Source organism: Streptomyces phaeochromogenes (assembly GCF_001418655.1).
In the GTDB taxonomy this organism is placed as follows: domain Bacteria; phylum Actinomycetota; class Actinomycetes; order Streptomycetales; family Streptomycetaceae; genus Streptomyces; species Streptomyces phaeochromogenes.
Map to the genome: position 1 here is coordinate 14,211 of NZ_LIQZ01000270.1, position 22,441 is coordinate 36,651.

Sequence of the window (22,441 nt, forward strand, 5' to 3'; positions counted from 1 at the left end):
ATGTCAGGCTGACCTACGAGATGTGACGTCACCTCTGCTACGTCATCCGGGTCCGGTCGTGATGAGAGTCGGTCGGCAAGTGGGTTACGCCATGCTTCGGGACGATGCCTCGCCTCAAGTGGGGTGCCCGGGAGGGACGTCGGACACGTCTCCTGGATCAAGGAGCGTGATCGGTAGGCGCAGCCAGGTGGCGTGTAGGTGACGCCCCGCCAGGGCCGTCGGCTCGGGCACGGTTACTCCTGGCGTTGGGGGGCACTGACGGAGTACGTCTGGGGTGAGTGCTTCCTTCCCTCTCGGAAGTAGGGCCCGGCGTCCGTTCTGTACCACCTCCAACAGATGGAACAGCTAGAGGTTGTCCCGTAACCGGTGGGGCTGTTGGGGCGTTGTCCGATCACGGGTGGGGTGATCTCAGCGGATGATCCGAAGTGGATCGAGCCGTTTGTCGGGTTGAGTCCGGAGCAGTTCAACCGGCTCGTCACGCTGGTGCGTCGGCGCGGTGGTGACATCCAGCGAGGCCGGCCGTGGCGGTTGGCGCTCGAGGACCGGGTGTTGCTGGTGGAGACGTACTGGCGCACGAATCTGACGTTGCGGCAGGTGGCGCCGCTGTTCGGGGTCTCAAAGTCGGCCGCGGACCGGATTCTGGACCATCTCGCGCCGTTGCCGGCGATCTCACCGGCCCGCCGCAAACGGGATGACACCGTCTACATCGTCGACGGCACCCTGGTCCCCGCTCGAGACCGCAGCATCGCGGCCTCGAGCAAGAACTACCGGTACTCGACGAACCTGCAGGTGGTCATCGACGCCAACAGCCGCCTGGTGGTGGCCTTCGGCGATCCGCTGCCCGGCAGTCGCAACGACTGCCGGGCTTTCAGCGAGTCCGGAGCCGACCGGGTCTGCCGCGGTGTCCCCACCATCGCGGATGGCGGCTACCAGGGCACCGGGCTGCTCATGCCGCACCGAAAACGTCGTGGTCAAGAGCATCTGAGTCCCGTGCAGGAAGCGGAGAACTCGGTCCACCGTCGCGCTCGGGCACGCGTCGAGCACGCCCTGTCCCGGCTGAAGAACTGGAAGGTTCTGCGGGACTGCCGACTCAAGGGCGACGGAGTCCACCAAGCCGCACTCGGCATCGCCCGCCTCCACAACATGGCCCTACGGGATAACTCAAATCCTATACGGGACAACCTCTAGGGGTCATTCGTCGCGCCGGGTGGCACGGCCATGGGAGAGGCATCGCCCTTAGCCGTCGCTGGGGACCCGCGATTCGAATCCCCACGCCTCACGGAACGCCTTGGTACAGAACATCGAGGCACCGGGATCGAGGGAAATAGTGTGGCGGGCGTAGGCCAGCATACTCAGCGACTTGGCACCAGACGCCGACTGTTTTGCGTCTTTCATCCTCGAAGCGATCCGATCGGGCTCGAAGAACTCGAATACCGTCATGGCGAAGTACATGAATGCTTCGAGTTCCTGCCCTAAGCGGACAGCACGGGGGAGCCTTTCGGACGTGGTTTCGGGCTGCCCGTGTTCCGTGACCCAATGCTGCAGTATGTCACGCCATTGAGTGAGGAGAGCCGCCGTTGCCCGCCCGCTGGGTTCGATGCGGCCCAGTTCCTTTAGTAGTGCGATCCCGGTGATATCCAATGGATCTGCCATGAGTGCGTGTCTGACAGCTCGTAGCCTCGCACTACACTCACGGTGGAACACGTCGGGAACGGCAGCCGAAAGATCGATCTTGCTCGATTCATGCAGGCCACCGATGAGTAGCCGGGTACTGCGATGCAAGTCCCGAGGAAGGCCCCCGGAGAGGACGTAGCACAGACCGACGAAAGGTTCAGTCCAGCCGAGAAGTAGCCCGTAGAGAATCTTGCGCGCTTGGTCCACGCCCATCCGTTCCAGGGTCACGATTTCATCGAAGGAACTGTCGAATACGTCACGGAACGGCATCCCTCTGCGCTCGAAACTCGCAGCCGCGTCCTCCGAGACTGAGACAAGGAAAATGCAACCCGCGACACCGAAGATTCCCTTCACTTCATTGAGGAATTCCTGTACGGCATCGATGTCGTGCATCTTGTCGAGTTCGTCGATTGCGACGACCGGTTCGACCTCCTGCGCAAGCGTCAGCAAGAATCTCTTCAGATCAGCGACGATCTCCGGATATGTCATTGCCCGTTCGGTGAGATTCACCCCCTCCTTGCGTGCCATCTCGATCGCTACGGGCAATTTTACGGTGCCGCCGACCTTGCCGCCCATAGACCGTTCGGTGGTGAATCCCTGCTGGTACTGAATTCTTCGCAGTTGGCCGGTTGCGTCATCGGTCAGTTTCATGGAGTACCGGCCGGGAAAACGTCGAGCTATAGCGAATGAATGAGAGTCCAAACCTGCCCGGTACCGGAACCCTTTGGTCACAACCGTGGGAATTCCCAGGGCGGACGCGAGGAGACCGGCCAGGAGAGGCCACATGTCCGACCACTCGAGAGTCACTCTGGAAAGCAGCCAGATTCCCCCCACTCCGGTGGCGATAAATAACCAACAAAGAAATATCGAGATGGAGGTGCGACGGGCCGACCTGACGCGCATCCTCACTGACTCTCTTTCGGCATGGTTGATCCCAAAATTCCCCAGCGTGCGACCATGGAGAATAATTCCTGCGAATTCTAGACAATTAAGCAGGAAGAGCGCCAATAGAGTAGCGGAACACGCCAGCATGGAAATGCTGGCGTAACCCATAGTTCCAGCTGGTGCTTGAAAGTTTCGAACATAATGGGCCAGAAATGCGGCACCCGTCAGTATCAGTAGCCCACCCAAAAAGGTGGAGGTCAGCATAGTTAGTTGACGGATGGTTGTACGTGAATTCCAGCTCCGGGCATTCGCGATCTGAATATCTGCCTCTGCGAGGTCTCCCAGGACAGCGCGGCACAGCTCGGCATGGATATGCAGAATAAACTCGCGCCGATCGTACTTCACTGGCGCCGATACTTGGATTCCCAGCCGCGGCTTTTCCGGGGCCTCGGACGACTCGCCGTCCAGTTTCGCCTCCGCTGTCGTAAAGAAATCGATCAGCGTAGATTTGCCGACACCACGAGGGCCGGAGATGCCGAAGCTGCCGCCGTGCCGCTGTCTAATGAGGATGTCCAGATCATCAAATGCGGAGGTCCTGACAATCTTCTCTTTGGTGAGCGTATCGCGAAACCTGTCGAGGGAACTGACTTGCATCGATGCGCCGAAATGTGTTTCCACCGCAGAATTCAATTCCGTCAGAAATGCCGAGTGAACGGCCAGTTCGAGAGCGCGCACCAGATCCTCGCGACATGCATGCCATTGGTCCTCTAGCGTTCTGAATTCCGTGTGCTCCCGAGCCTGTGGCAGTTGATCGCTCAATCCCAAGTGGCGCAACCTGTCGATCTGCTGCAACGTGGTGTGAAGCTCGATGAGTTGACCCGAGAGATCGACGAGGATTTCCTCGCGGTTACTCCTGGATTCGGTCTGTTGATCAGGGTCCGCGCGGAAGAGTGACTGGAGTGACCGGAACGTGGCTTCAAGTCCAGTCGTCTTGAGTACCGCGTCCAAACCGCGGGCCAGGATCTCTTCCGCAGCAGTGGTGTGCTTGCGTGCCTCGCGCAAGGCCTCACCGAGCTCAGACTCCGGAATGCGTCCCTCGGAATCGTCGAGCAGGTCGCCTGCATGCTGCATCACCTCACGCAGTCTTGACGACATCGCGTCCAGGTTTCCCAGGTGGCCCGTTGCATCCGAGGCGATCGCCCTCGCGTGCAGTTGAGCGGACAACGTGCGGGCGCTCTGCAGTTCGTCTCTAACGTTGTGCAGGATAATCCTGTCCTGCTTCATCACCGCAGTGGCGATGGCAGCAGGATCCTGCAGATCCCCAAGAGCACCGACGATCTCAGGTTTCGCGCTCACTGCCTCGAGGCTATCGTCTAGCAGCTCTCGCTCATTGATGTCGTACGGCCCTGTGGGCGGCCTCCGGTGCCTGGGAGCGGACGCATTTCCGGGCGCGGACGTACTAACAGACATGGGGTCCCCCTCGCAGCCTCAACGGTGCACCGCCATGGATTGAGCCTGTCCCGATGATGCCACTGGTGGGAAGCGTTCACCCCGAGCTCGCCCCCTCTTTTTCACGCGGATGTAGGAGCCGTCCACGCACTGATCAATCGGGGACCAGGGGAATCAAGGCGCTGGAGTTCGGCAGGGCAGCTCCGAATCGCGTGTTCACCCAGCCAAGCCCCCGAACTCACTGCAGCTGCCCAAGCCGAGTGGCATGAACACTGACCTAGGCACTGTTTCTCGGATCTCCTGATGTGAGTGGGGTGTTGGGGTCAGGCTGGCTGTATGGGCCGTGGGGATTTGACGAATGCGGAGTGGGATCGGCTGGAGTCGTTCTTACCTCGTGGTGGTGCGCGTGGGGGTCGGTGGAGTGATCATCGTCGGGTCATCAACGGGGTGCTGTACCGGGTGCGGACGGGTGTGCAGTGGCGGGACCTTCCCGAGTGGTTCGGACCGTGGGAGACCGTCTACAAACGGCATCGCCGCTGGTCGGCTGACGGAACGTGGAAGATGCTGCTGGCTCTTGTCCAGGCCGCCGAGGACGCTGTGGGCGGAATCGACTGGGACATGTCGGTCGACTCGACAGCGGTGCGGGCCCACCAGCACGCCGCCGGCGCAAGGAAGGCGCCTCCGGCGGCGGTTGTTCAAAAGGGGGCCGCGCCAGGGACGAACCAGGTCGATCCAGGTCGATCCAGTCTTGCGGAAGTTGCTCGTCCGGCTGGAGGAGGTGGTCAGATCGGCGAATGCCTGGGACGTTCCCGCGGACGGTTCACCACCAAGGTCCATCTCGTCGCCGACGGACGATGCCGGCCCATCGCCTTCATCCTGACTCCGGGGCACTACGGTGGCGGCCCCCAGTTCGAACGCGTGCTGGAACAGATCACCGTGCCCCGCACCGGAGTCGGACGGCCCCGCACCCGCCCTGACCACGTCCTGGCGGACAAGGCCTACACGTCCCGGCGAAACCGCCGCTACCTGCGACGACGCGGAATCCGGCACACCATCCCGGAACGACTCGACCAGCAAAGACACCGGCACAATCGAGGCTCCCGAGGCGGCCGGCCCACCGGCTTCGACAGCGAGCGCTACAAGAAGCGCAACACCGTCGAACGCGCCATCAACCGGCTGAAGAACTTCCGCTCGGTCGCCACCCGCTACGAGAACCGCGCCTACATCTACCTCGGCACCGTCACCCTCGCAACCCTCCTCATCTGGCTCCGCACATGATCCGAGAAACAGTGCCTAGTCGCCCGCTGAGTGAATGGCCGATCAGTAGCGAGTATTCATCCGGCTGCCGTAGTCCGGTACATGCAACGTGCCCGCTTCTTGCCGGGGCATGAAGAGCGTGAAGTCCCATTCGGCATCGACAGGTCTGCTCGAGGCATACCGGTCGATCGCGCTGGGCGAGGAGATACGGATCGCAACGTGAGAGCCCCAACGATTGGTGTCAGGTTGCAAGGCGACGAAGGAAGGGACTCCCCCAGTTGTCCCTCGGGGCAGCCTTAGGCGGTTAAGTCGGCTGGTCAGGAGCATCGGGGTCGGCCCACTGAAATCTTCCAGTGGTCGGCCGTGCGAGGGCGGCCAACACGACCGCCGATGGTCCACGACCAGCCTCTCTGGTGGCAACGCGTTCAGGCGCCAATCGCGCCCAGAGGGCACAACACCTTCCCGCACGTTCAACGGCAACCAACACAAGCAAACGTCATTTCGCCTGGGCAGCGGCGTATCTTGACAGTTTCCGCAGACAATGCCCGAAGGGGCGGCACCTCCGCACAAGGCGCCGCCCCTTCGTCTTTCGTGCACCGGAGCCGCGATCCGTCGGTGAGGGTGGGATGGCGGACTACGACCCCGGGGTTCTGCGGGCCCGGCCCGCAGTGGGCCGGGGTCTTACGGTCCGGCGCCTATAGACGGGCCAGAGCCATTCGACCTCGCCCTACCGGTGGTCGCTCCCCTGCGAAGAGGACGCCGCCCGTCCCGCCTCCAACCGCGCCACCGGAATCCGGAACGGCGAGCAGGAGACGTAGTCCAGGCCCACCTCGTGGAAGAAGTGGACGGACTCCGGGTCGCCGCCGTGTTCGCCGCAGACGCCGAGTTTGAGGTCGGGGCGGGTCTCGCGGCCGGCCTTGACCGCGGACTTGACCAGGGAGCCCACGCCGTCGCGGTCGATCGTCTCGAAGGGGCTGACGCCGAAGATGCCCTTCTCCAGGTAGGCGGTGAAGAAGGAGGCCTCGACGTCGTCCCGGCTGAAGCCCCACACCGTCTGGGTCAGGTCGTTCGTGCCGAAGGAGAAGAACTCCGCCGCCTCCGCGATCTGACCGGCGGTCAGGGCGGCGCGCGGCAGCTCGATCATCGTGCCGATGGACAGCTTCAGGTCCGTGCCGGTCGCCGCCTGGACCTCCGCGATGACCTGGTCGGCCTCCTCGCGCACGATCTCCAGCTCCTGGACCGTACCCACCAGCGGGATCATGATCTCCGCGCGCGGGTCGGCCTTGGCGGCCTTGCGCTCGGCGACGGCCTCGGCGATGGCCCGTACCTGCATGGTGAAGAGACCGGGGATCACCAGACCCAGGCGTACGCCGCGCAGGCCCAGCATCGGGTTCTGCTCGTGCAGGCGGTGCACCGCCTGGAGGAGCCGCAGGTCGTTCTCGTTGGAGTCCTTGCGGGACTCGGCGAGCGCGACGCGGACCGACAGCTCGGTGATGTCCGGCAGGAACTCGTGCAGCGGCGGGTCCAGGAGGCGGACGGTGACCGGGAGGCCGTCCATCGCCGAGAACAGCTCCACGAAGTCCTGCTTCTGGAGCGGCAGGAGCGCCTTCAGCGACTCCTCGCGCTCGGCCTCCGTGTCCGCGAGGATCAGCCGCTCGACCAGCTCACGACGGTCGCCGAGGAACATGTGCTCCGTACGGCACAGACCGATGCCCTGGGCGCCGAAGCGGCGGGCGCGCAGCGCGTCCTCGGCGTTGTCCGCGTTGGCGCGCACCCGCAGGCGGCGCTTGCGGTCGGCGAACGCCATGATCCGGTGCACGGCCTCGACCAGTTCGTCGGCGTCGTTGGCGCCCGCGTGCATCCGGCCCTCGAAGTACTCCACGACGGGGGACGGCACGACCGGGACCTCGCCCAGGTACACCTTGCCGCTCGAACCGTCGATCGAGATCACGTCGCCCTCTTCGACCACGTGCCCGCCCGGCACCGTCATCCGGCGCCGCTTGGTGTCGACCTCCAGCTCCTCCGCGCCGCACACACAGGTCTTGCCCATGCCGCGCGCGACCACGGCGGCGTGGGAGGTCTTGCCGCCGCGGGAGGTCAGGATGCCCTCGGCCGCGATCATGCCGTCCAGGTCGTCGGGGTTGGTCTCCCGGCGGACCAGGATGACCTTCTCGCCCGAACGCGACCACTTCACGGCCGTGTACGAGTCGAAGACCGCCTTGCCGACCGCCGCACCCGGCGAGGCGGCGATGCCCCGGCCGACCTGTGCCACCTTCGCCTCGTCGTCGAAGCGCGGGAACATCAGCTGCGCCAACTGGGCGCCGTTGACGCGCTGGAGCGCCTCCGCCTCGTCGATCAGCCCCTGGTCCACGAGCTGCGTGGCGATCCGGAAGGCAGCGCCCGCCGTCCGCTTGCCCACCCGCGTCTGGAGCATCCACAGCTGCCCGCGCTCGATGGTGAACTCGATGTCGCAGAGGTCCTTGTAGTGGTTCTCCAGCGTCGCCATGATCTGCATGAGCTGGTCGTACGACTTCTTGTCGATCTGCTCCAGCTCGGCGAGCGGAACCGTGTTGCGGATGCCCGCGACCACGTCCTCGCCCTGCGCGTTCTGCAGGTAGTCGCCGTACACGCCCTGGTGGCCGCTGGCCGGGTCGCGGGTGAAGGCGACGCCCGTGCCGGAGTCCGGGCCGAGGTTGCCGAAGACCATGGAACAGACGTTGACGGCCGTGCCGAGGTCGCCCGGGATGCGCTCCTGGCGGCGGTAGAGCTTGGCCCGGTCGGTGTTCCAGGAGTCGAAGACCGCGTGGATGGCGAGGTCCATCTGCTCACGCGGGTCCTGCGGGAAGTCTCGGCCGGCCTCGGTCTTGACGATCTTCTTGAACTTGGTGACGAGCTTCTTGAGGTCGGCCGCTTCGAGGTCCGTGTCGACGGTGACCTTCTTGGCGTCCTTGGCCGCCTCCAGCGCGTCCTCGAAGAGCTCGCCCTCGACGCCGAGGACCGTCTTGCCGAACATCTGGATCAGCCTGCGGTACGAGTCCCACGCGAAGCGGTCGTCGCCGGCCTGCTTGGCGAGGCCCTGCACGGACTTGTCCGAGAGGCCGATGTTCAGGACGGTGTCCATCATGCCCGGCATGGAGAACTTCGCCCCGGAACGGACCGAGACGAGGAGGGGGTCGTCGGCCTGGCCGAGCTTCTTGCCCATCTTCGCTTCGAGGGCGTCGAGGTGCGCACTCACCTCGTCACGCAGTGCCGCCGGCTCGTCGCCACTGTCGAGGTAGGTCTTGCATGCCTCGGTGGTGATGGTGAAGCCGGGAGGCACGGGAAGGCCGAGGTTGGTCATCTCGGCGAGGTTGGCACCCTTGCCACCCAGGAGATCCTTGAGGTCCTTGTTGCCCTCGGTGAAGTCGTAAACGAACTTCACGTCCGCGACGCCGCTGTCGCCGCTCTCAGCTACGTGGGGATCTTTGTTTTCCGACACGGGTCTCGACTCCTCGAGGACGCGGTGGCTGCCCTGACGACGGGGAACATACCCAGATCGAAGGCGCCTGGGTACGTCCACTTGTGCGTCATACGGCCGTAACCACTCGTCCGCCAGCAGATCGAAAGTCAAGGAGAGGTAAGCCGGGCGACCCGACAGCGTTCACTTCTTGAATGAGCCGGCATCCACAGACCCGGAATATCGCTCACATGAGCAGCCCTCGGCACGCCTGAGTTCACGTCGTAAATGATCAAAGAGTGGCACTGAGTGCCATCCTTTGAGAAGTGCAGCCGCCCAAGATCCGCTCATCTGAGCGAAACCCTGATCAGGCGTGGCGAGAATCACGCAGTTTTCGGCGCCCGGATTTCACCATGCGGACCGGTACGGAGACGGAAACATGGCCGTCACACGCTCATGGCGAGTGACGGTCGAGCGACTGGCGGGCGACCGTCACACCCCCATGGCGAGCAGCCGCTCCTCGATCCGCTCGGGCGCGTACAGGTGCTCCACGACCATCGCGCCCGCCCCAACGAGACCCGCCCGCTCACCCAGCCGTGAGGTGACGACGTCCAGGTGGGCGGTGGATCGCGGCAGGGCCCGCTGGTAGAGGAGTTCGCGGACGCCGGTCAGGAACGCCGTCCCTGCCAGGTCTCCGGCGATCATCAGGACGCCGGGGTTGAGGAGCGTGACCACGGTCGCCAGTACGTCACCGACGTGGCGGCCGGCCTCCCTGGCGAGCGCGGCGGCGCCGGGATGCCCGGAGGCCAGCAGATCGCGCACATCTGAGCCCGATGCGGCCGGAACGCCCGTCTCCGCTAGCCTGCGCGCGACCGCGCCACCGCTCGCGACGGCCGCGAGGCACCCGAACGACCCGCACCTGCACAGCGCGTCGGCGCCCTCCGGGACCCGGATGTGCCCGATGTCCCCGGCGCCGCCGTCGATGCCCCGGTAGATCGCACCGCCGACGACCACACCGGCCCCGATACCGGTGGAGACCTTCACGAGCACGAACGCCGAGCAGTCGGGGTGGCCGGTGCGCTGTTCCCCGTACGCCATGAGGTTGGCGTCGTTGTCGACGAGGACCGGGACGGCGCCGGCGCCCGTGTGCTCGGCGAAGGCGCGGGTGAGGCGGCCTCTTATGTCGTAGCCGTCCCAGCCGGGCATGATCGGCGGCTGGACGACCCGGCCGGTCTCGCTGTCCACGGGCCCCGGCACGGCGAGACCGATGCCGCACACCTCGTGCGCCCGGTGCCCGGCCTTCTCCAGGAGCTCCGCGAACCAGCGGCCCAGCTCGCCGAGGACCACGTCCGGGCCCTCCTCGATCAGCAGCGGCCCCGTGTGCTCGGCCAGCAGCTCGCCGGTCAGGGAGAGCACGGCGGCGCGGGCGTGCCGGGTGTCGAGGTCGGCGGTGAGGACGACGGCGTGTGAGTCGTCGAACTCCAGGCTGACCGAGGGACGGCCGCCGAGCGGCGAGTCCACCGGGCCCGCGGCGCCCTCACGCAGCCAGCCGGCCCGGAACAGGCGGTCGAGCCGCTGGCCGACCGTGGCCCGCGACAGCCCGGTGACCTGCTGCAAGGCCCCGCGCGTGGTCGCGCGCCCGGTGCGCACCAGCTCCAGCAGGTCGCCGGAGCTGGCCTGGCTCCCGGTCCTCCCGGCTCGTGTCGCCATCCCGCTACTCCCTGTGATTCCGGTCATGCGGACCCCTTGCGCTCACCAACTCTGCATTACATATTGAGTTTTGCGTGTTAAATAGACGTAACCCTACGGTAGCTACTGCCGAACTGGTCGGCCGCATGTCTTCGGGGAGACCTGAGTGGACCGCACAACCCAGCTCACCGCCCGTCGCACCGGGATCGTGGATCCCGTACGCACCGCGACCTCACCGCTATTTTCCGGCCATGGTGAGATCGCCCCTTCCAGGGTGGCCGTATACGATCCGGTCCGCCCGGCGGGATCGCTGCATCTCAGGGCGGCCGAGGTACTGCACGGCAACTGGACCGGCACGTCCACGGTGCCATCCCGCGGTCTGTACCCCCACCAGTGGTCCTGGGACTCCGCGTTCATCGCGATCGGCCTGCGCCATCTGTCGCCGCTGCGGGCGCAGGTCGAGCTGGAGACACTGCTCGACGCGCAGTGGGGCGACGGCCGGATTCCGCACATCGTGTTCAACCCCTCCGTCCCCCTCGACGCGTACTTCCCGAGCCCCGACTTCTGGCGCTCCTCGACCGCGGGGCGCGCGGCGGGCGCCCCGCGCACCGTACAGACGTCGGGCATCGTGCAGCCACCGGTGCACGCGCTGGCGGCCTGGCTGGTGCACGTCTCCGACCCGGGGCTGTCCCGGGCGCGGTCCTTCCTGTCCCGGATCTACCCGCGGCTGGCGGCCTGGCACCGCTATCTGTTGCACCGCCGGGACCTGGGCGGCGGGGGCCTCGCCTCGGTGGTCCACCCCTGGGAGCAGGGCATGGACAACGCTCCGAGCTGGGACGCCCCGCTGTCCCGTGTGACGCCCGCCCCGGCGCGCTCCTTCCGCCGCGCGGACCTCGACCACGGCGCCGCGGAGGACCGGCCGACGGACCTGGACTACGGCCGGTACGTGCGGCTGGCGACGGACTACCGGGACGGGCAGTACGCGGACGGCACCGCCGGCACCGACGGCTTCGCGGTCGAGGACCCGGCCTTCAACGCGCTGCTGATCGCCTCCGAGCACGCGCTGGCGCGGATCGCGCGGGAGCTGGGCGCGACGGGCACGGCCCGGCACACGCGCGCGGAGCGGCTGACCGCGGCGCTCGTCGACCGGCTGTGGGACCCGGCCGAGGGCATGTTCTTCTGCCGGGACGTGCGCACGGACGAGCTGATCCCCGAGCGCGGCGTCTCCGGCCTCGTCCCGCTTCTCCTGCCGACGCTCCCCCGCGACACGGCCGCCACGCTCGTACGGACGCTGCAGGGGCCGCACTTCGGGCTCGGCGAGTCGACCCGGCTCGTCCCGAGCTACGACCTGACCGGGCACGCCTTCGACCCGCACCGGTACTGGCGCGGTCCGGCCTGGTTCAACACCAACTGGCTGGTGGAGCGCGGGCTCAGGCTGCACGGGGAGCACGCGCGCGCGGAGAAACTACGGGGCGCGCTGCTGGAGACGGCGGACACGTCCGGGTTCGCGGAGTACGTGGATCCGTACAGCGGCGAGGCCTGCGGAGCGCTCGGTTTCAGCTGGACCGCGGCGCTGACGCTGGACCTGATGCACGAGGCACCCGAAGCGGTGCACAGCACGACGGAAGAGTTCGGCAAGGGCGCCAAGGGAGGGGACCGGCGATGACGGACCGGCATCATCTGCTCGTGCACGGTGGGACGTTCGCGGCCGTGGGCGACAGCGGGGACATCAACGGAGTGCGCGGCGCCAGTTCGCCCCACGGGCTGTTCGTGCGCGACGCCCGGCACCTGAGCCGCTGGCAGCTGACCGTCGACGGGGCGGTGCCCGAGGCGCTGACGCCGGTCGCGGACGGCGACACGGCCCGCTGTGTGCTCGTACCGCGCGGCGGCCGGCAGGAGCCACCCGCGTACACGATCTTCCGCGAACAGGCCGTGGCGGACGGCGCGTTCGTCGAGTCGCTGCGCGTCACCAGCAACCGTTCGGCACCGACGACGGTCCGGATCGCGGTCACCGCGGACGCCGACTTCACGGACCAGTTCGAGCTGCGCTCCGACCACCGGACGTACACGAAGATCGGCGTGGTCCGCTCCCGCCAAGTCCTCGACGACGGTGTGGAGTTCACCTACCAGCGCGGGGAGTGGCGGTCCTGTACGACCGTGACGTCCGAGCCCCCGCCGGACGGCGTGGAGGAGACCGGCACAGGCGCGCGCCGCCTGGTGTGGACCCTCGAACTCCAGCCGCACGAATCGGCCGAGCTGGCCCTCCGGGTGGCGGCGCGCCCGCACGGTATGCCGCACCCGGAGGTGCCCCCTTCCCCGGCCGCCGCCAACGCCCGACTCCTCGCGCTGGAAGGGGAGTTCGCGGAGGGCGTGCCCTTCCCGACGGGCTGGCCCGAGCTGGCCGCGGCCTGTGCGCGGGGCCTGTCCGACCTGGCCGTGCTCCAGGTGCCCGCAACGGGCCCCGACGGAGAGGAACTTCGCGTCCCGGCGGCCGGAGTGCCGTGGTTCCTCACCCTGTTGGGCCGCGACGCCCTCCTCACCTCCCTCTTCGCGCTCCCCTACCGCCCCCAACTGGCCGCCGCCACCCTGCCCGCGCTCGCCGCGGCCCAGGCGACCGAGGTCGGCGTGGGCACGGTGGCCCAGCCCGGCAAGATCGTGCACGAGATGCGGCACGGCGAGCTGGCCCACTTCGGGCAGGTGCCGTACGGGCGTTACTACGGCTCGGTCGACGCGACCCCGCTCTTCCTCGTCCTCCTCGGCGCGTACGTCGAGCAGACCGGTGACACGGCGCTGGCCCGCCGCCTGGAGCCCAACGCCCGGGCGGCGATCGGCTGGATGCTGGACCACGGAGGGCTGACCTCGCGCGGATATCTCGTCTACCGCGCGGACGAGGGCGGCCTCGCCAACCAGAACTGGAAGGACTCCCCCGGCGCGATCTGTTCCGGCGACGGCTCCCGGCCGACCGGCCCGGTGATGGCCGCGGGTGCGCAGGGGTACGCGTACGACGCGCTGCGCCGGACCGCGCATCTGGCCCGGACGGTCTGGGACGACGAGGTGTACGCGGCGCTCCTGGAGCAGGCCGCGGGGGATCTCCGCGACCGGTTCCAGCGGGACTTCTGGATGCCGGACCACTCCTTCCCGGCGCTCGCCCTCGACGGCGACGACAACCACGTCGACGCGCTCGCCTCCGACGCGGGTCACTTGCTCTGGTCCGGGCTGCTGGACAAGGAGTACGGGGAGCTGGTCGGGCGGCGGTTGCTGGAGCCGGACTTCTTCTCCGGGTGGGGTGTCCGCACGGTTGCCTCGGGCCAGCCCGCGTACCATCCGCTGTCCTACCACCGGGGGTCGGTGTGGCCCCACGACAACGCGCTGATCACGCTGGGGTTGGCGCGGTACGGGCTGCATGACGAGGCTCGTACGGTGGCCCATGCGCTGGTGGATGCGGCGACGGCTGCCGGGCACCGGCTGCCTGAGGTTCTTGCGGGGTACGGCCGCGATACTCACGTCGAGCCGGTGCCGTATCCGCATGCGTGCGTGCGGGAATCGCGGTCTGCGGCGGCTCCGTTGGCGCTGCTGACGGCGGTCGGGGGTGCGTGAGGTCTGACTTCGGGTGCGGGTCCGCTGTCGCTGGCCGCGCAGTTCCCCGCGCCCCTAAAAGCAGGGCTGCGGCCCTGGCTCTTAAGGGGCGCGGGGAACTGCGCGCTCAACCACGACCCACCCGCACGATATTCACCGGCCCAAGCCCTGCAGGGGCCCGCAGGGAACACTCAACCCCCGGACGTGTCCAGTTCCGCGTCCTCGCTGATGCCCGCGCAGTCGTACGGGTCCTTGAGCCAACCGTCCGGCAGGACAACCCTGTTGTTGCCGGACGTGCGCCCGCGGGGACCGTCCGCGCCGGTCGGCCACGGCTGGTCCAGGGCCAACTCCTCCAGCCCTTCGGAGAGTTCGGCCAGTGATGAAGTGATCGCGAGGCGCTTTCGCATCTCGGAGCCGACGGCGAAACCCTTCAGGTACCAGGCGACGTGCTTGCGGAAGTCGATGACTCCGCGGGCCTCGTCGCCGATCCACTCCCCGAGGAGGGTGGCGTGGCGGACCATCACGCCCGCCACCTCCCGGAGGGTCGGGCGGGCGTAGTCACCCCCGCGGCCCTCGAACGCCGCCACCAGGTCGCCGAACAGCCACGGACGCCCCAGGCAGCCACGGCCGACGACCACGCCGTCGCACCCGGTCTCCCGGACCATCCTCAGCGCATCGTCCGCCGACCAGATGTCACCGTTGCCGAGAACCGGAATCTCCGGCACATGCTCCTTGAGGCGGGCGATGGCCTCCCAGTCGGCGGTGCCGCCGTAGTGCTGGGCGGCGGTGCGGCCGTGCAGCGCGATCGCCGTCACGCCCTCCTCGACGGCGATACGCCCGGCGTCGAGGTACGTGATGTGGTCGTCGTCGATGCCCTTGCGCATCTTCATCGTGACGGGCAGGTCGCCGGCCCCGGACACCGCCTCGCGCAGAATCGCCCGCAGCAGGTGCCGCTTGTACGGCAGCGCGGACCCGCCGCCCTTCCGCGTCACCTTCGGCACGGGGCAGCCGAAGTTCAGGTCGATGTGGTCGGCGAGACCCTCCTCCGCGATCATGCGGACGGCCTTGCCGACGGTCGCGGGGTCGACCCCGTACAACTGGATCGAGCGCGGGGTCTCCGACGCGTCGAAGTGGATCAGCTGCATCGTCTTCTCGTTGCGCTCGACCAGCGCCCGAGTGGTGATCATCTCGCTGACGAACAGGCCCTTGCCCCCGCTGAACTCCCTGCACAGCGTGCGGAACGGCGCGTTCGTGATCCCGGCCATGGGCGCGAGGACGACGGGCGGCTGGACGGTGTGCGGGCCGATCCGCAGGGCGGAGTTCACCGTGGATGTGGGCGTGGACATTCCCCCATTGTCCCGTACGCCGACCGGTGCCACGAAAGTGGCCCGTGCCCGCGGTCGGCCGACCCGGTCCACCGGCTCCGTTCATTAGTTAGGCACACTACCGAAGCGGGCGTATCCTGGTCGGCATGCCCGAGCTCAGCCACCGGCGACGCATGCTGGTGCTCGCGATCTGCTGTATGAGCCTGCTGATCGTGAGCCTCGACGTCACCATCCTCAATGTCGCCCTGCCCGCCATGCAGAAGGACCTGGACGCGAGTCTGGCCGGGATGCAGTGGACGATCGACGCGTACACCCTGGTGCTCGCCGCGCTGCTGATGCTCGCCGGTTCGACGGCGGACCGTATCGGCCGCAAAAGGGTCTTCATGGCCGGCCTGGTCGTCTTCACGATCGGCTCGGTCCTCTGCTCGCTCGCACCGAACCTCGAATCGCTCGTCGTCTTCCGCATGATCCAGGCGGTCGGCGGCTCGATGCTCAACCCGGTCGCGATGTCGATCATCACCAACACCTTCACGGACCCGCGCGAGCGTGCCCGCGCGATCGGGGTCTGGGGCGGTGTGGTCGGCATATCCATGGCCGCGGGCCCGCTGGTCGGCGGCCTTCTCGTGGACTCGGTCGGCTGGCGCTCGATCTTCTGGATCAACCTGCCGGTGGGCCTGACCGCGCTCCTGCTCACGCTCCGGTACGTGCCCGAGTCCCGCGCCCCGAAGGCCCGCCGCCCGGACCCGGTCGGCCAGGTCCTGGTGATCGCGCTGCTCGCCTCCCTCACCTACGCGATCATCGAGGCGCCCTCCTCCGCGGTCGGCCAGACCATCGCCTTCGGCGGTGTCGCGCTCGCCGCGCTCGTGACGCTTCTCTGGTACGAGCCCCGCCGCGACGAACCCCTCATCGACCTGCGCTTCTTCCGCTCGGCGCCCTTCAGCGGGGCCACCGTCGTGGCGATCAGCGCGTTCGCGGCGCTCGGCGGCTTCCTCTTCCTCTCGACGCTCTACCTCCAGAACGTGCGAGGCCTGAACGCCCTCCACGCGGGCCTGTGGATGCTGCCGATGGCGGTCATGACCTTCGTCTGCGCGCCCCTGTCCGGGCGGCTGGTCGGCAACCGCGGCCCCCGGCTGCCGCTCCTCATCGCGGGCACGGCGATGACCGCGAGCGGTGTGCTCTTCGCCGGGTTCGAGGCCGAGACGGCGAACGTGACCCTCGTCATCGGGTACTTCCTCTTCGGCCTCGGCTTCGGTTTCGTCAACGCCCCGATCACCAACACCGCCGTCTCCGGCATGCCCCGCGCCCAGGCCGGGGTGGCCGCGGCCGTCGCGTCCACGAGCCGGCAGATCGGCCAGACGCTGGGCGTCGCCGTGATCGGCGCGGTCCTCGCCTCCGGCGTCGGTTCCTCCTCCTACCGGGACACCTTCGTCTCGGCGGCCCGCCCCGCCTGGTGGATCATCGCCGCGTGCGGTCTGGCGGTGCTGGTACTTGGTGCCCTCACCAGTGGGCCCTGGGCCCGGCGAACGGCCGAGCGCACGGCTTTGCGACTGGAGTCGCCGGAGATCAAGGAGTCGGCGGGGGTTGTCTGAGGGTGCGGGTGGGTCGGTGCTGGCCGCGCAGTTCCCCGCGCCCCTAAAAAGCGGGGCTGCGCCCCTGGCTTTTTGTCTTTAGGGGCGCGGGGAACTGCGCGCTCAGCACCGACCCACCCGCACCAAGCACCCACCCGCCGCACCAAAACTCACCCCCGCTCAACAGCAACCGCATGCAGCTTCTCCAGCCGCTCCCGCGATTCCTCGTCCGCCGGTGCGTACGTGACCATCCGCGGCCCCTCCCCCGGACCGAGCCACAGATCGGTGTGGACCAGGGTCAACCGCCCCACGTACCGGTTGTCGAAGAACTTGGTCTTGCTGCGCGAGCCGACCACCTCGTGCCGCTCCCACACCTCGCGGAACTGCTCCGACTCACCCCGCAGCCGCTTGAGCAGCATCTTCCAGGCGGGGTCGGCGAGATGCCCGGCCATCGAGGCCCGGAACTTGGCGGCCATCAGCCGGATCGACTCGTCGAGCAGCACGATCGACGAACGCCACTGCTCGTTCGTGGTGATGAGGACCATGCAGTTGCGGTCCTCGGCAGGCACCTCGTCGAGGTCGCAGAGCAGACGGCCGTACGTGCGGTTGTACGCGAGGATGTCGTACCGGCTGTTCTGGATGCAGGCCGGCAGCGGCTCCAGCTGCTCCAGCGTCTGCAACAGCGCCGGAGTGATCGTCGGGCAGCGCGAGGCCGGGGTGGGGTCGACGGCACCGGCCAGCTGGAAGAGGTGGGCGCGCTCGTTCTGGTCGAGCATCAGTGTGCGGGCGAGGGCGTCGAGGACCTGGACGGAGACCTGGATGTCCCGGGCCTGTTCGAGCCACGTGTACCAGGTGACGCCGACCGCGGAGAGGTGCGCGACCTCCTCCCGGCGCAGACCCGGCGTACGCCGGCGACGGCCCCGGGGCAGGCCCACCTGCTCGGGCGTGAGGTGCTCGCGACGGTGCCGCAGGAAGGCAGCGAGCTCATGGCGCCGGATGTCGGACTCGCGCGAGGCACGGCTCTCCGACTCACGCGCACCCTCCGGCTCACGCGCGGGCGCACCCGGGGCCTGGGCCTCACGCCCCTGCACTCCGGTCGCCCCGGTGGACCCGGTAGCCCCGTTCTCCCGTACCGCTGTTTCCTCGGCCATGGTCGTCATGCCTCCAGCGTGCCGCCGCTCTCACCCTGTTTCCAGGTAGTCCTTGTAACAGGATAAAGAGACTCTGGTACCAGTCTGAGAGGGGGAGCACTCTCGACAGCGTGACCGAAACCCTCCCTTCCCGTACAGCCCGCTCGACCGTCGTCCCACCCGTGCTCGGCGGGCTCGGACTGTTCACCGTGCTGCTCGGCGCGGCCCTGCCCCTCATCGACTTCTTCATCGTGAACGTCGCCCTGCCCACGATCGGCCACGACCTGGCCGCGAGCGACGCGGTCCTGGAACTCGTCGTCGCCGGATACGGAGTCGCGTACGCCGTGCTCCTCGTCCTCGGCGGGCGGCTGGGCGACATGTTCGGCCGGCGCCGGCTCTTCATCGGCGGAATGATCGCCTTCGGGCTGACCTCGCTGGCCTGCGGCCTGGCGCCGAGCGCGTGGACGCTCGTCGCGGCGCGCGTCGCGCAGGGCGCGGCGTCGGCGGCGATGCTCCCGCAGGTCCTCGCCACCATCCAGTCGGCGACCGCGGGCCCGCGCCGCGCCAAGGCGATGGGCCTGTACGGGGCCACGGCCGGGCTCTCCATGGTGGCCGGGCAGATCCTCGGCGGCGTCCTCGTCGCGGCGGACATCGCGGGCACCGGCTGGCGCGCGGTCTTCCTGGTGAACGTGCCGGTCGTGCTGGTGGGCCTGTTCCTGGCCGCCAAGGCCGTGCCCGAGACCCGCTCGCAGCACCCGGCGCCGGTGGACGGCCCCGGTACGGTCCTGCTGGCCATCGCCCTGGTGTCCCTGCTCGCCCCGCTGACCGAGGGCCGGGCGTCGGGCTGGCCCCTGTGGACGTGGGTGTCCCTGGCGGTGTTCCCGGTCGCGGCGACGGCCTTCTACCTCGTCGAGCGGCGGGCGGAACGACTGGGCCGCACCCCGCTGGTCCCGCCGAGCCTGTTCTCGAACCTGCCACTGCGCCGGGGCCTGGTGATGATCCTCCCCTTCTCGATCGGCTTCAGCGGCTTCATGTTCGTCATCGCGGTGGCGCTGCAGCAGGGAGTCGCCCTGAGCCCGGTCCGCGCGGGCCTCACACTGGCCCCGATGGCGGTGTCCTTCTTCGTGGTCTCGCTGCTTGGCCCGCGGCTGGTGGCCCGGTGGGGCACGCGGGTGGTGACCGCGGGCGGCCTGGTCCAGGCGGTCGGCGTGGCCGTCCTCGCCCTCACGGTGTGGAGCTCCTGGCCCCACGTCGGCGGTCTCGAACTCTGGCCCGGCGTGATCATCGCGGGTGCCGGTCAGGCCCTCCAACTGCCCATCCTCTTCCGCGTCATACTCTCCGAGGTCCCCCCGGCCCGCGCCGGCGTGGGCAGCGGCGTCATGATCACCGCCCAGCAGTCGGCCCTGGCCCTGGGCGTGGCCACGCTCGGCACCCTCTTCCTCACCCTCACCCCGGGCCACGGCATGCGGGACGCCCTGGTCACGACGCTTCTCGTCCAGCTCGCCGGGGTCGCGCTGACCACCGGGCTGAGCCTGCGACTGCCTCGCGCCATCGCCTGAGTTGACGGGACAGTGCGCGGAATTCGCACACAACTCACCACAGTTGTGTCCCTGTTGATGTTGTTCTTGCTGCACACTCCTTAGCGCGCGCAAGAGGAGCGCGACCACCAGGAGGCGTCATGCTGCAGATCAACACCAGCAAGGTGAGCCGCTGGGACCAGCACGGCCGCGAGCACATCGTCCGAGTCCAACGCTCGGGCGTGCAGCGGACGATCAGATGCGACACCTGCGGCTGGCGGAAGGCCGCCCAGTTCCTGCCCTGGCTGAAGGCCGAGGAGCATCTCGCGGAGGCACACCAAGCGACAGTGGATCCGTCGGAGGCCTGAGGGAGCACCGACCGGGCACGGTCACAGCGCGGCGTGGCGGGGGTCTACCCAGACCCCCGCCACGCCGCGCTCTTCGTTTTTTGGAGCAACATCCAAGATTTGGCCCGATCCGCGAACGGGTTCTTCTGTGGATCACACGAGCGGGGCATAGTGACGACGGTCACCATGCGGAAGTTCTTTTCCGTATGACAGAAGTCGCTTGGAGGAACACCGTGCCACCGTCTGTACCGTCCCTGCCGCGACGCGCCGTCCGCAAGCTGCGGACCTCGCTGTTCGCGCAGGTCGCCTGCGCACTCGTCCTCGGAATCCTCGTCGGAAAGCTGTGGCCGGACATCGCCACGGCCGCCCAGCCCCTCGGCGACGGGTTCATCCGGCTCATCAAGGCGGTGATCTCGCCCCTGGTGTTCTGCGTGGTGGTCGTAGGCATCACCAAGGCCGGTGATCTCAAGGCGTTCGGACGGATCGGACTCAAGGCCCTGATCTGGTTCGAGGTCGCGACCACGTTCGCGTTGCTGTTCGGGCTGGTCGCCGGGAACCTCGTCCAGCCCGGCGCCGGTATGAACGTCGACCCGTCGAAGCTGGACGCCTCCGCGGTCGACGAGAAGACCGGCGGCGGCTCGCTGCCCTCGACCAGCGAGTTCATCCTGCACTCCCTGCCCGACAGCGCGGTCGGCGCCTTCGCCGAGAACTCGCTGCTGCAGGTCCTGGTGCTGGCCTGTCTGACCGGCGCCGCGGTGCTCCACCTCGGCCACACCAAGGTGCCCGCGATCCTGCCCGCCGTGCAGCAGGCCCAGGAGATCGTCTTCGCGATCGTCGGCTTCGTCATGAAGCTCGCCCCGCTCGCGGTCTTCGGCGCCACGGCCCACCTGGTCGGTCAGTACGGGGTCGGCGTCATGTCCACGTACGGCAAGCTCATCCTCGTCTGTTACGCGACCGCGCTGATCTTCCTGCTGCTGCTCGCCGTCGCCCTCAAGGCGGTCGCGGGCGTCAGCCTGTGGAAGTTCGTCCGCTACACCCGCGAGGAGATGCTGCTCGCACTCGGCACCGCGTCCAGCGAGACCGTCATGCCCCGCATGATGCAGAAGCTCCGCCACGCCGGCTGCCGCGACGACGCGGTGGGCCTGGTCCTGCCGACCGGGTACTCCTTCAATCTCGACGGCGCCTCGATCTACCTCTCCGTCGGCACCCTCTTCATCGCCCAGGCCGTCGGCGTCGACCTCTCCCTGGGCCAGCAGATCACCGTCGTACTGATCCTGATGCTGACCAGCAAGGGCATGGCGGGCGTGCCTGGTTCGGCGTTCCTCGCCCTGTCGGCGACCGCCTCCGCGCTCGGGGTCATCCCCGTGGGAGCCGTCGCCCTGCTCCTCGGCGTGGACCGCATCATGGACTCGATGCGCGTCGCCACCAACCTGCTCGGCAACTGCGTCGCCGTCTTCGCCGTCTCCCGCTGGGAGGGCGCCCTGGACTCGGCCCGCGCCAAGAAGGTCCTCGACGGCGAACTCCCGTTCGTGGAGGAGTCGGAGGAGAACGAGGAGAAGGGCGCGCCCTCGAAGTCTCCGGTCCCCGAAGGCGCGGACGCGCTCCCCGCCCAGCCCACCGCCCTCACCAAGCAGCCCGCCACCGAAGGAAGTTGACCGGGCAGAACAGGAGGGGTGGCAGCCGACGGGCTCACCCTCCGTCGGCCGCCACCCCTCAACTGCCCTTCATCCCAGGCCAGTCACCGCCGTCATCACCCCTGGTTCAGCGGCAGCGCGACATCCACCACCTGCCGCCCGTGCGGGAACGAGCCCAGCGAACTCAGCTTCCCGGTCAGCAGGTTGACCCGGAACGACTTGCCGCCCGTCACCGCGTAGCCGGTGTTGGTCCCGTTCCGCGCCGAACTGTAGATGTCGAAACCGGAGTTCAGCGGCGCGTCCACGCCCAGCTTGCCCGTCGGTGCGAGGTTGCCGGCGTTGGCGGGCGACTGCACCGACACCTGGTCCAGCGTGGTGTCGAGATCGAAGAGGGTAGTGGCCGTCGTCGCGTCGAGGTCGTTGTTCGTGTACGCGGCCCCGGTCACGCCCAGCGCGGTGGCACCCGGGTTCGGGGGCACCGGCGGGTTGGTGAGGGTGCCGTCGACGGCGGTGGTGCCGGGAGCCGGTGCGCCGGCCGGGTCGTCGAGGTTGTGGCGGAGGTTCTGCCCGGTGTCGCTGATGACCCGGAGCCGGTTGGCGGCCGGGTTGAAGTCGACGCCGAAGGCCTTGCCCTGGAGGGCCACGCTGAGCTGCGAGACCTTGGTGGCGCGGGCGCCCGCCTCGCGGATCGTGTAGATGCCACCCTGGTCCCCGACGGCGTACAGCTTCCGGTTCTGGACGCGGTAGTCGATGCCGACCAGCGTCCGGTCGCCCTTGAGCCCGTCGACCTTCCCGAGCGGCACCGCGGCTCCCGGCCGGTCGACGCGGAACAGGACGAGCTTCTGGTCCGCGGTGAGCCCGACGGCCCGCAGCCCACTGGGCGCGAGTGCCTCCGGCAGCCCGCCCCCACCACCCTTGGCCTCGACCCCGGCCCCGGAGTCGCCCTTCTCCGCC

At 68.2% G+C, this 22,441-nt stretch carries 12 protein-coding genes and 1 pseudogene; 7 read left to right on the forward strand and 6 right to left on the reverse strand.

Annotation, left to right across the window (positions count from 1 at the left end):
- The first annotated feature begins 390 nt into the window (after nt 1-390).
- Nucleotides 391-1,188: a transposase gene (locus tag AOK17_RS31770; RefSeq protein WP_107102552.1), complete on the forward strand. Its 798-nt coding sequence runs from the start codon at nt 391-393 to the stop codon at nt 1,186-1,188.
- Between the two features lie 48 nt (nt 1,189-1,236).
- Here AOK17_RS31770 and AOK17_RS31775 read toward each other — a convergent pair whose 3' ends face one another.
- Nucleotides 1,237-3,915, reverse strand: a complete 2,679-nt coding sequence (locus AOK17_RS31775; protein WP_055616028.1) for a hypothetical protein — start codon at nt 3,913-3,915, stop codon at nt 1,237-1,239.
- Nucleotides 3,916-4,344: 429 nt separating this feature from the next.
- Between AOK17_RS31775 and AOK17_RS31780 the strand changes: the two genes are divergently transcribed.
- Nucleotides 4,345-5,286 carry an IS5 family transposase gene (locus tag AOK17_RS31780; RefSeq protein WP_055616029.1) on the forward strand — a complete coding sequence of 314 codons (942 nt, stop codon included), beginning with the start codon at nt 4,345-4,347 and terminating at the stop codon, nt 5,284-5,286.
- 706 nt (nt 5,287-5,992) lie between these two features.
- On the opposite strand, the gene ppdK is transcribed toward AOK17_RS31780, so the two are convergent.
- Both ppdK and AOK17_RS31790 read right to left on the reverse strand, forming a co-directional pair.
- Nucleotides 5,993-8,743, reverse strand: coding sequence for a pyruvate, phosphate dikinase (ppdK, locus tag AOK17_RS31785; protein WP_055616030.1), 2,751 nt, complete (start codon nt 8,741-8,743; stop codon nt 5,993-5,995).
- Between the two features lie 450 nt (nt 8,744-9,193).
- A complete protein-coding gene (locus tag AOK17_RS31790) occupies nt 9,194-10,411 on the reverse strand; it encodes an ROK family protein (RefSeq protein ID WP_055616031.1) in 1,218 nt (405 codons plus the stop codon).
- A gap of 253 nt (nt 10,412-10,664) precedes the next feature.
- Here AOK17_RS31790 and AOK17_RS54080 point away from each other — a divergent pair.
- Nucleotides 10,665-13,984: pseudogene (locus AOK17_RS54080) on the forward strand (MGH1-like glycoside hydrolase domain-containing protein); the annotation flags it as partial.
- Nucleotides 13,985-14,157: 173 nt separating this feature from the next.
- Here AOK17_RS54080 and dusB read toward each other — a convergent pair.
- Nucleotides 14,158-15,312: a tRNA dihydrouridine synthase DusB gene (gene dusB / locus AOK17_RS31805; RefSeq protein ID WP_055616033.1), complete on the reverse strand. Its 1,155-nt coding sequence runs from the start codon at nt 15,310-15,312 to the stop codon at nt 14,158-14,160.
- 125 nt (nt 15,313-15,437) lie between these two features.
- On the opposite strand from dusB, the gene AOK17_RS31810 reads away from it, so the two are divergent.
- Nucleotides 15,438-16,880 carry an MFS transporter gene (locus AOK17_RS31810; protein WP_055616034.1) on the forward strand — a complete coding sequence of 481 codons (1,443 nt, stop codon included), beginning with the start codon at nt 15,438-15,440 and terminating at the stop codon, nt 16,878-16,880.
- Nucleotides 16,881-17,029: 149 nt separating this feature from the next.
- Here the strand turns inward: AOK17_RS31810 and AOK17_RS31815 are convergent, their stop codons facing one another.
- The gene (locus AOK17_RS31815) at nt 17,030-18,019 is read right to left on the reverse strand and encodes a helix-turn-helix transcriptional regulator (protein WP_206190868.1); all 990 of its coding nucleotides are present in this window, start codon (nt 18,017-18,019) and stop codon (nt 17,030-17,032) included.
- A gap of 101 nt (nt 18,020-18,120) precedes the next feature.
- Here AOK17_RS31815 and AOK17_RS31820 point away from each other — a divergent pair, with 101 nt between their 5' ends.
- From AOK17_RS31820 to AOK17_RS31830, 3 genes are all read left to right on the forward strand, one after another.
- On the forward strand, nt 18,121-19,548 hold the full coding sequence (locus AOK17_RS31820) for an MFS transporter (RefSeq protein ID WP_055616035.1): 1,428 nt from the start codon (nt 18,121-18,123) through the stop codon (nt 19,546-19,548).
- Nucleotides 19,549-19,667: 119 nt separating this feature from the next.
- A complete protein-coding gene (locus AOK17_RS31825; protein ID WP_055616036.1) occupies nt 19,668-19,874 on the forward strand; it encodes a hypothetical protein in 207 nt (68 codons plus the stop codon).
- Between the two features lie 212 nt (nt 19,875-20,086).
- On the forward strand, nt 20,087-21,508 hold the full coding sequence (locus AOK17_RS31830) for a cation:dicarboxylate symporter family transporter (RefSeq protein ID WP_055616037.1): 1,422 nt from the start codon (nt 20,087-20,089) through the stop codon (nt 21,506-21,508).
- Nucleotides 21,509-21,603: 95 nt separating this feature from the next.
- On the opposite strand, the gene AOK17_RS31835 is transcribed toward AOK17_RS31830, so the two are convergent.
- The gene (locus AOK17_RS31835) at nt 21,604-22,386 is read right to left on the reverse strand and encodes a DUF4394 domain-containing protein (protein ID WP_063997323.1); all 783 of its coding nucleotides are present in this window, start codon (nt 22,384-22,386) and stop codon (nt 21,604-21,606) included.
- Between the last annotated feature and the right edge of the window lie 55 nt (nt 22,387-22,441).

Excerpts from the sequence above, each read along its gene's own strand:
- AOK17_RS31780 (WP_055616029.1), top strand. The coding sequence starts at position 4,345 with ATGGGCCGTGGGGATTTGACGAATGCGGAGTGGGATCGGCTGGAGTCG.
- AOK17_RS31790 (WP_055616031.1), bottom strand. The coding sequence starts at position 10,411 with ATGGCGACACGAGCCGGGAGGACCGGGAGCCAGGCCAGCTCCGGCGAC.
- dusB (WP_055616033.1), bottom strand. The coding sequence starts at position 15,312 with ATGTCCACGCCCACATCCACGGTGAACTCCGCCCTGCGGATCGGCCCG.
- AOK17_RS31810 (WP_055616034.1), top strand. The coding sequence starts at position 15,438 with ATGCCCGAGCTCAGCCACCGGCGACGCATGCTGGTGCTCGCGATCTGC.
- AOK17_RS31815 (WP_206190868.1), bottom strand. The coding sequence starts at position 18,019 with ATGACGACCATGGCCGAGGAAACAGCGGTACGGGAGAACGGGGCTACC.
- AOK17_RS31825 (WP_055616036.1), top strand. The coding sequence starts at position 19,668 with ATGCTGCAGATCAACACCAGCAAGGTGAGCCGCTGGGACCAGCACGGC.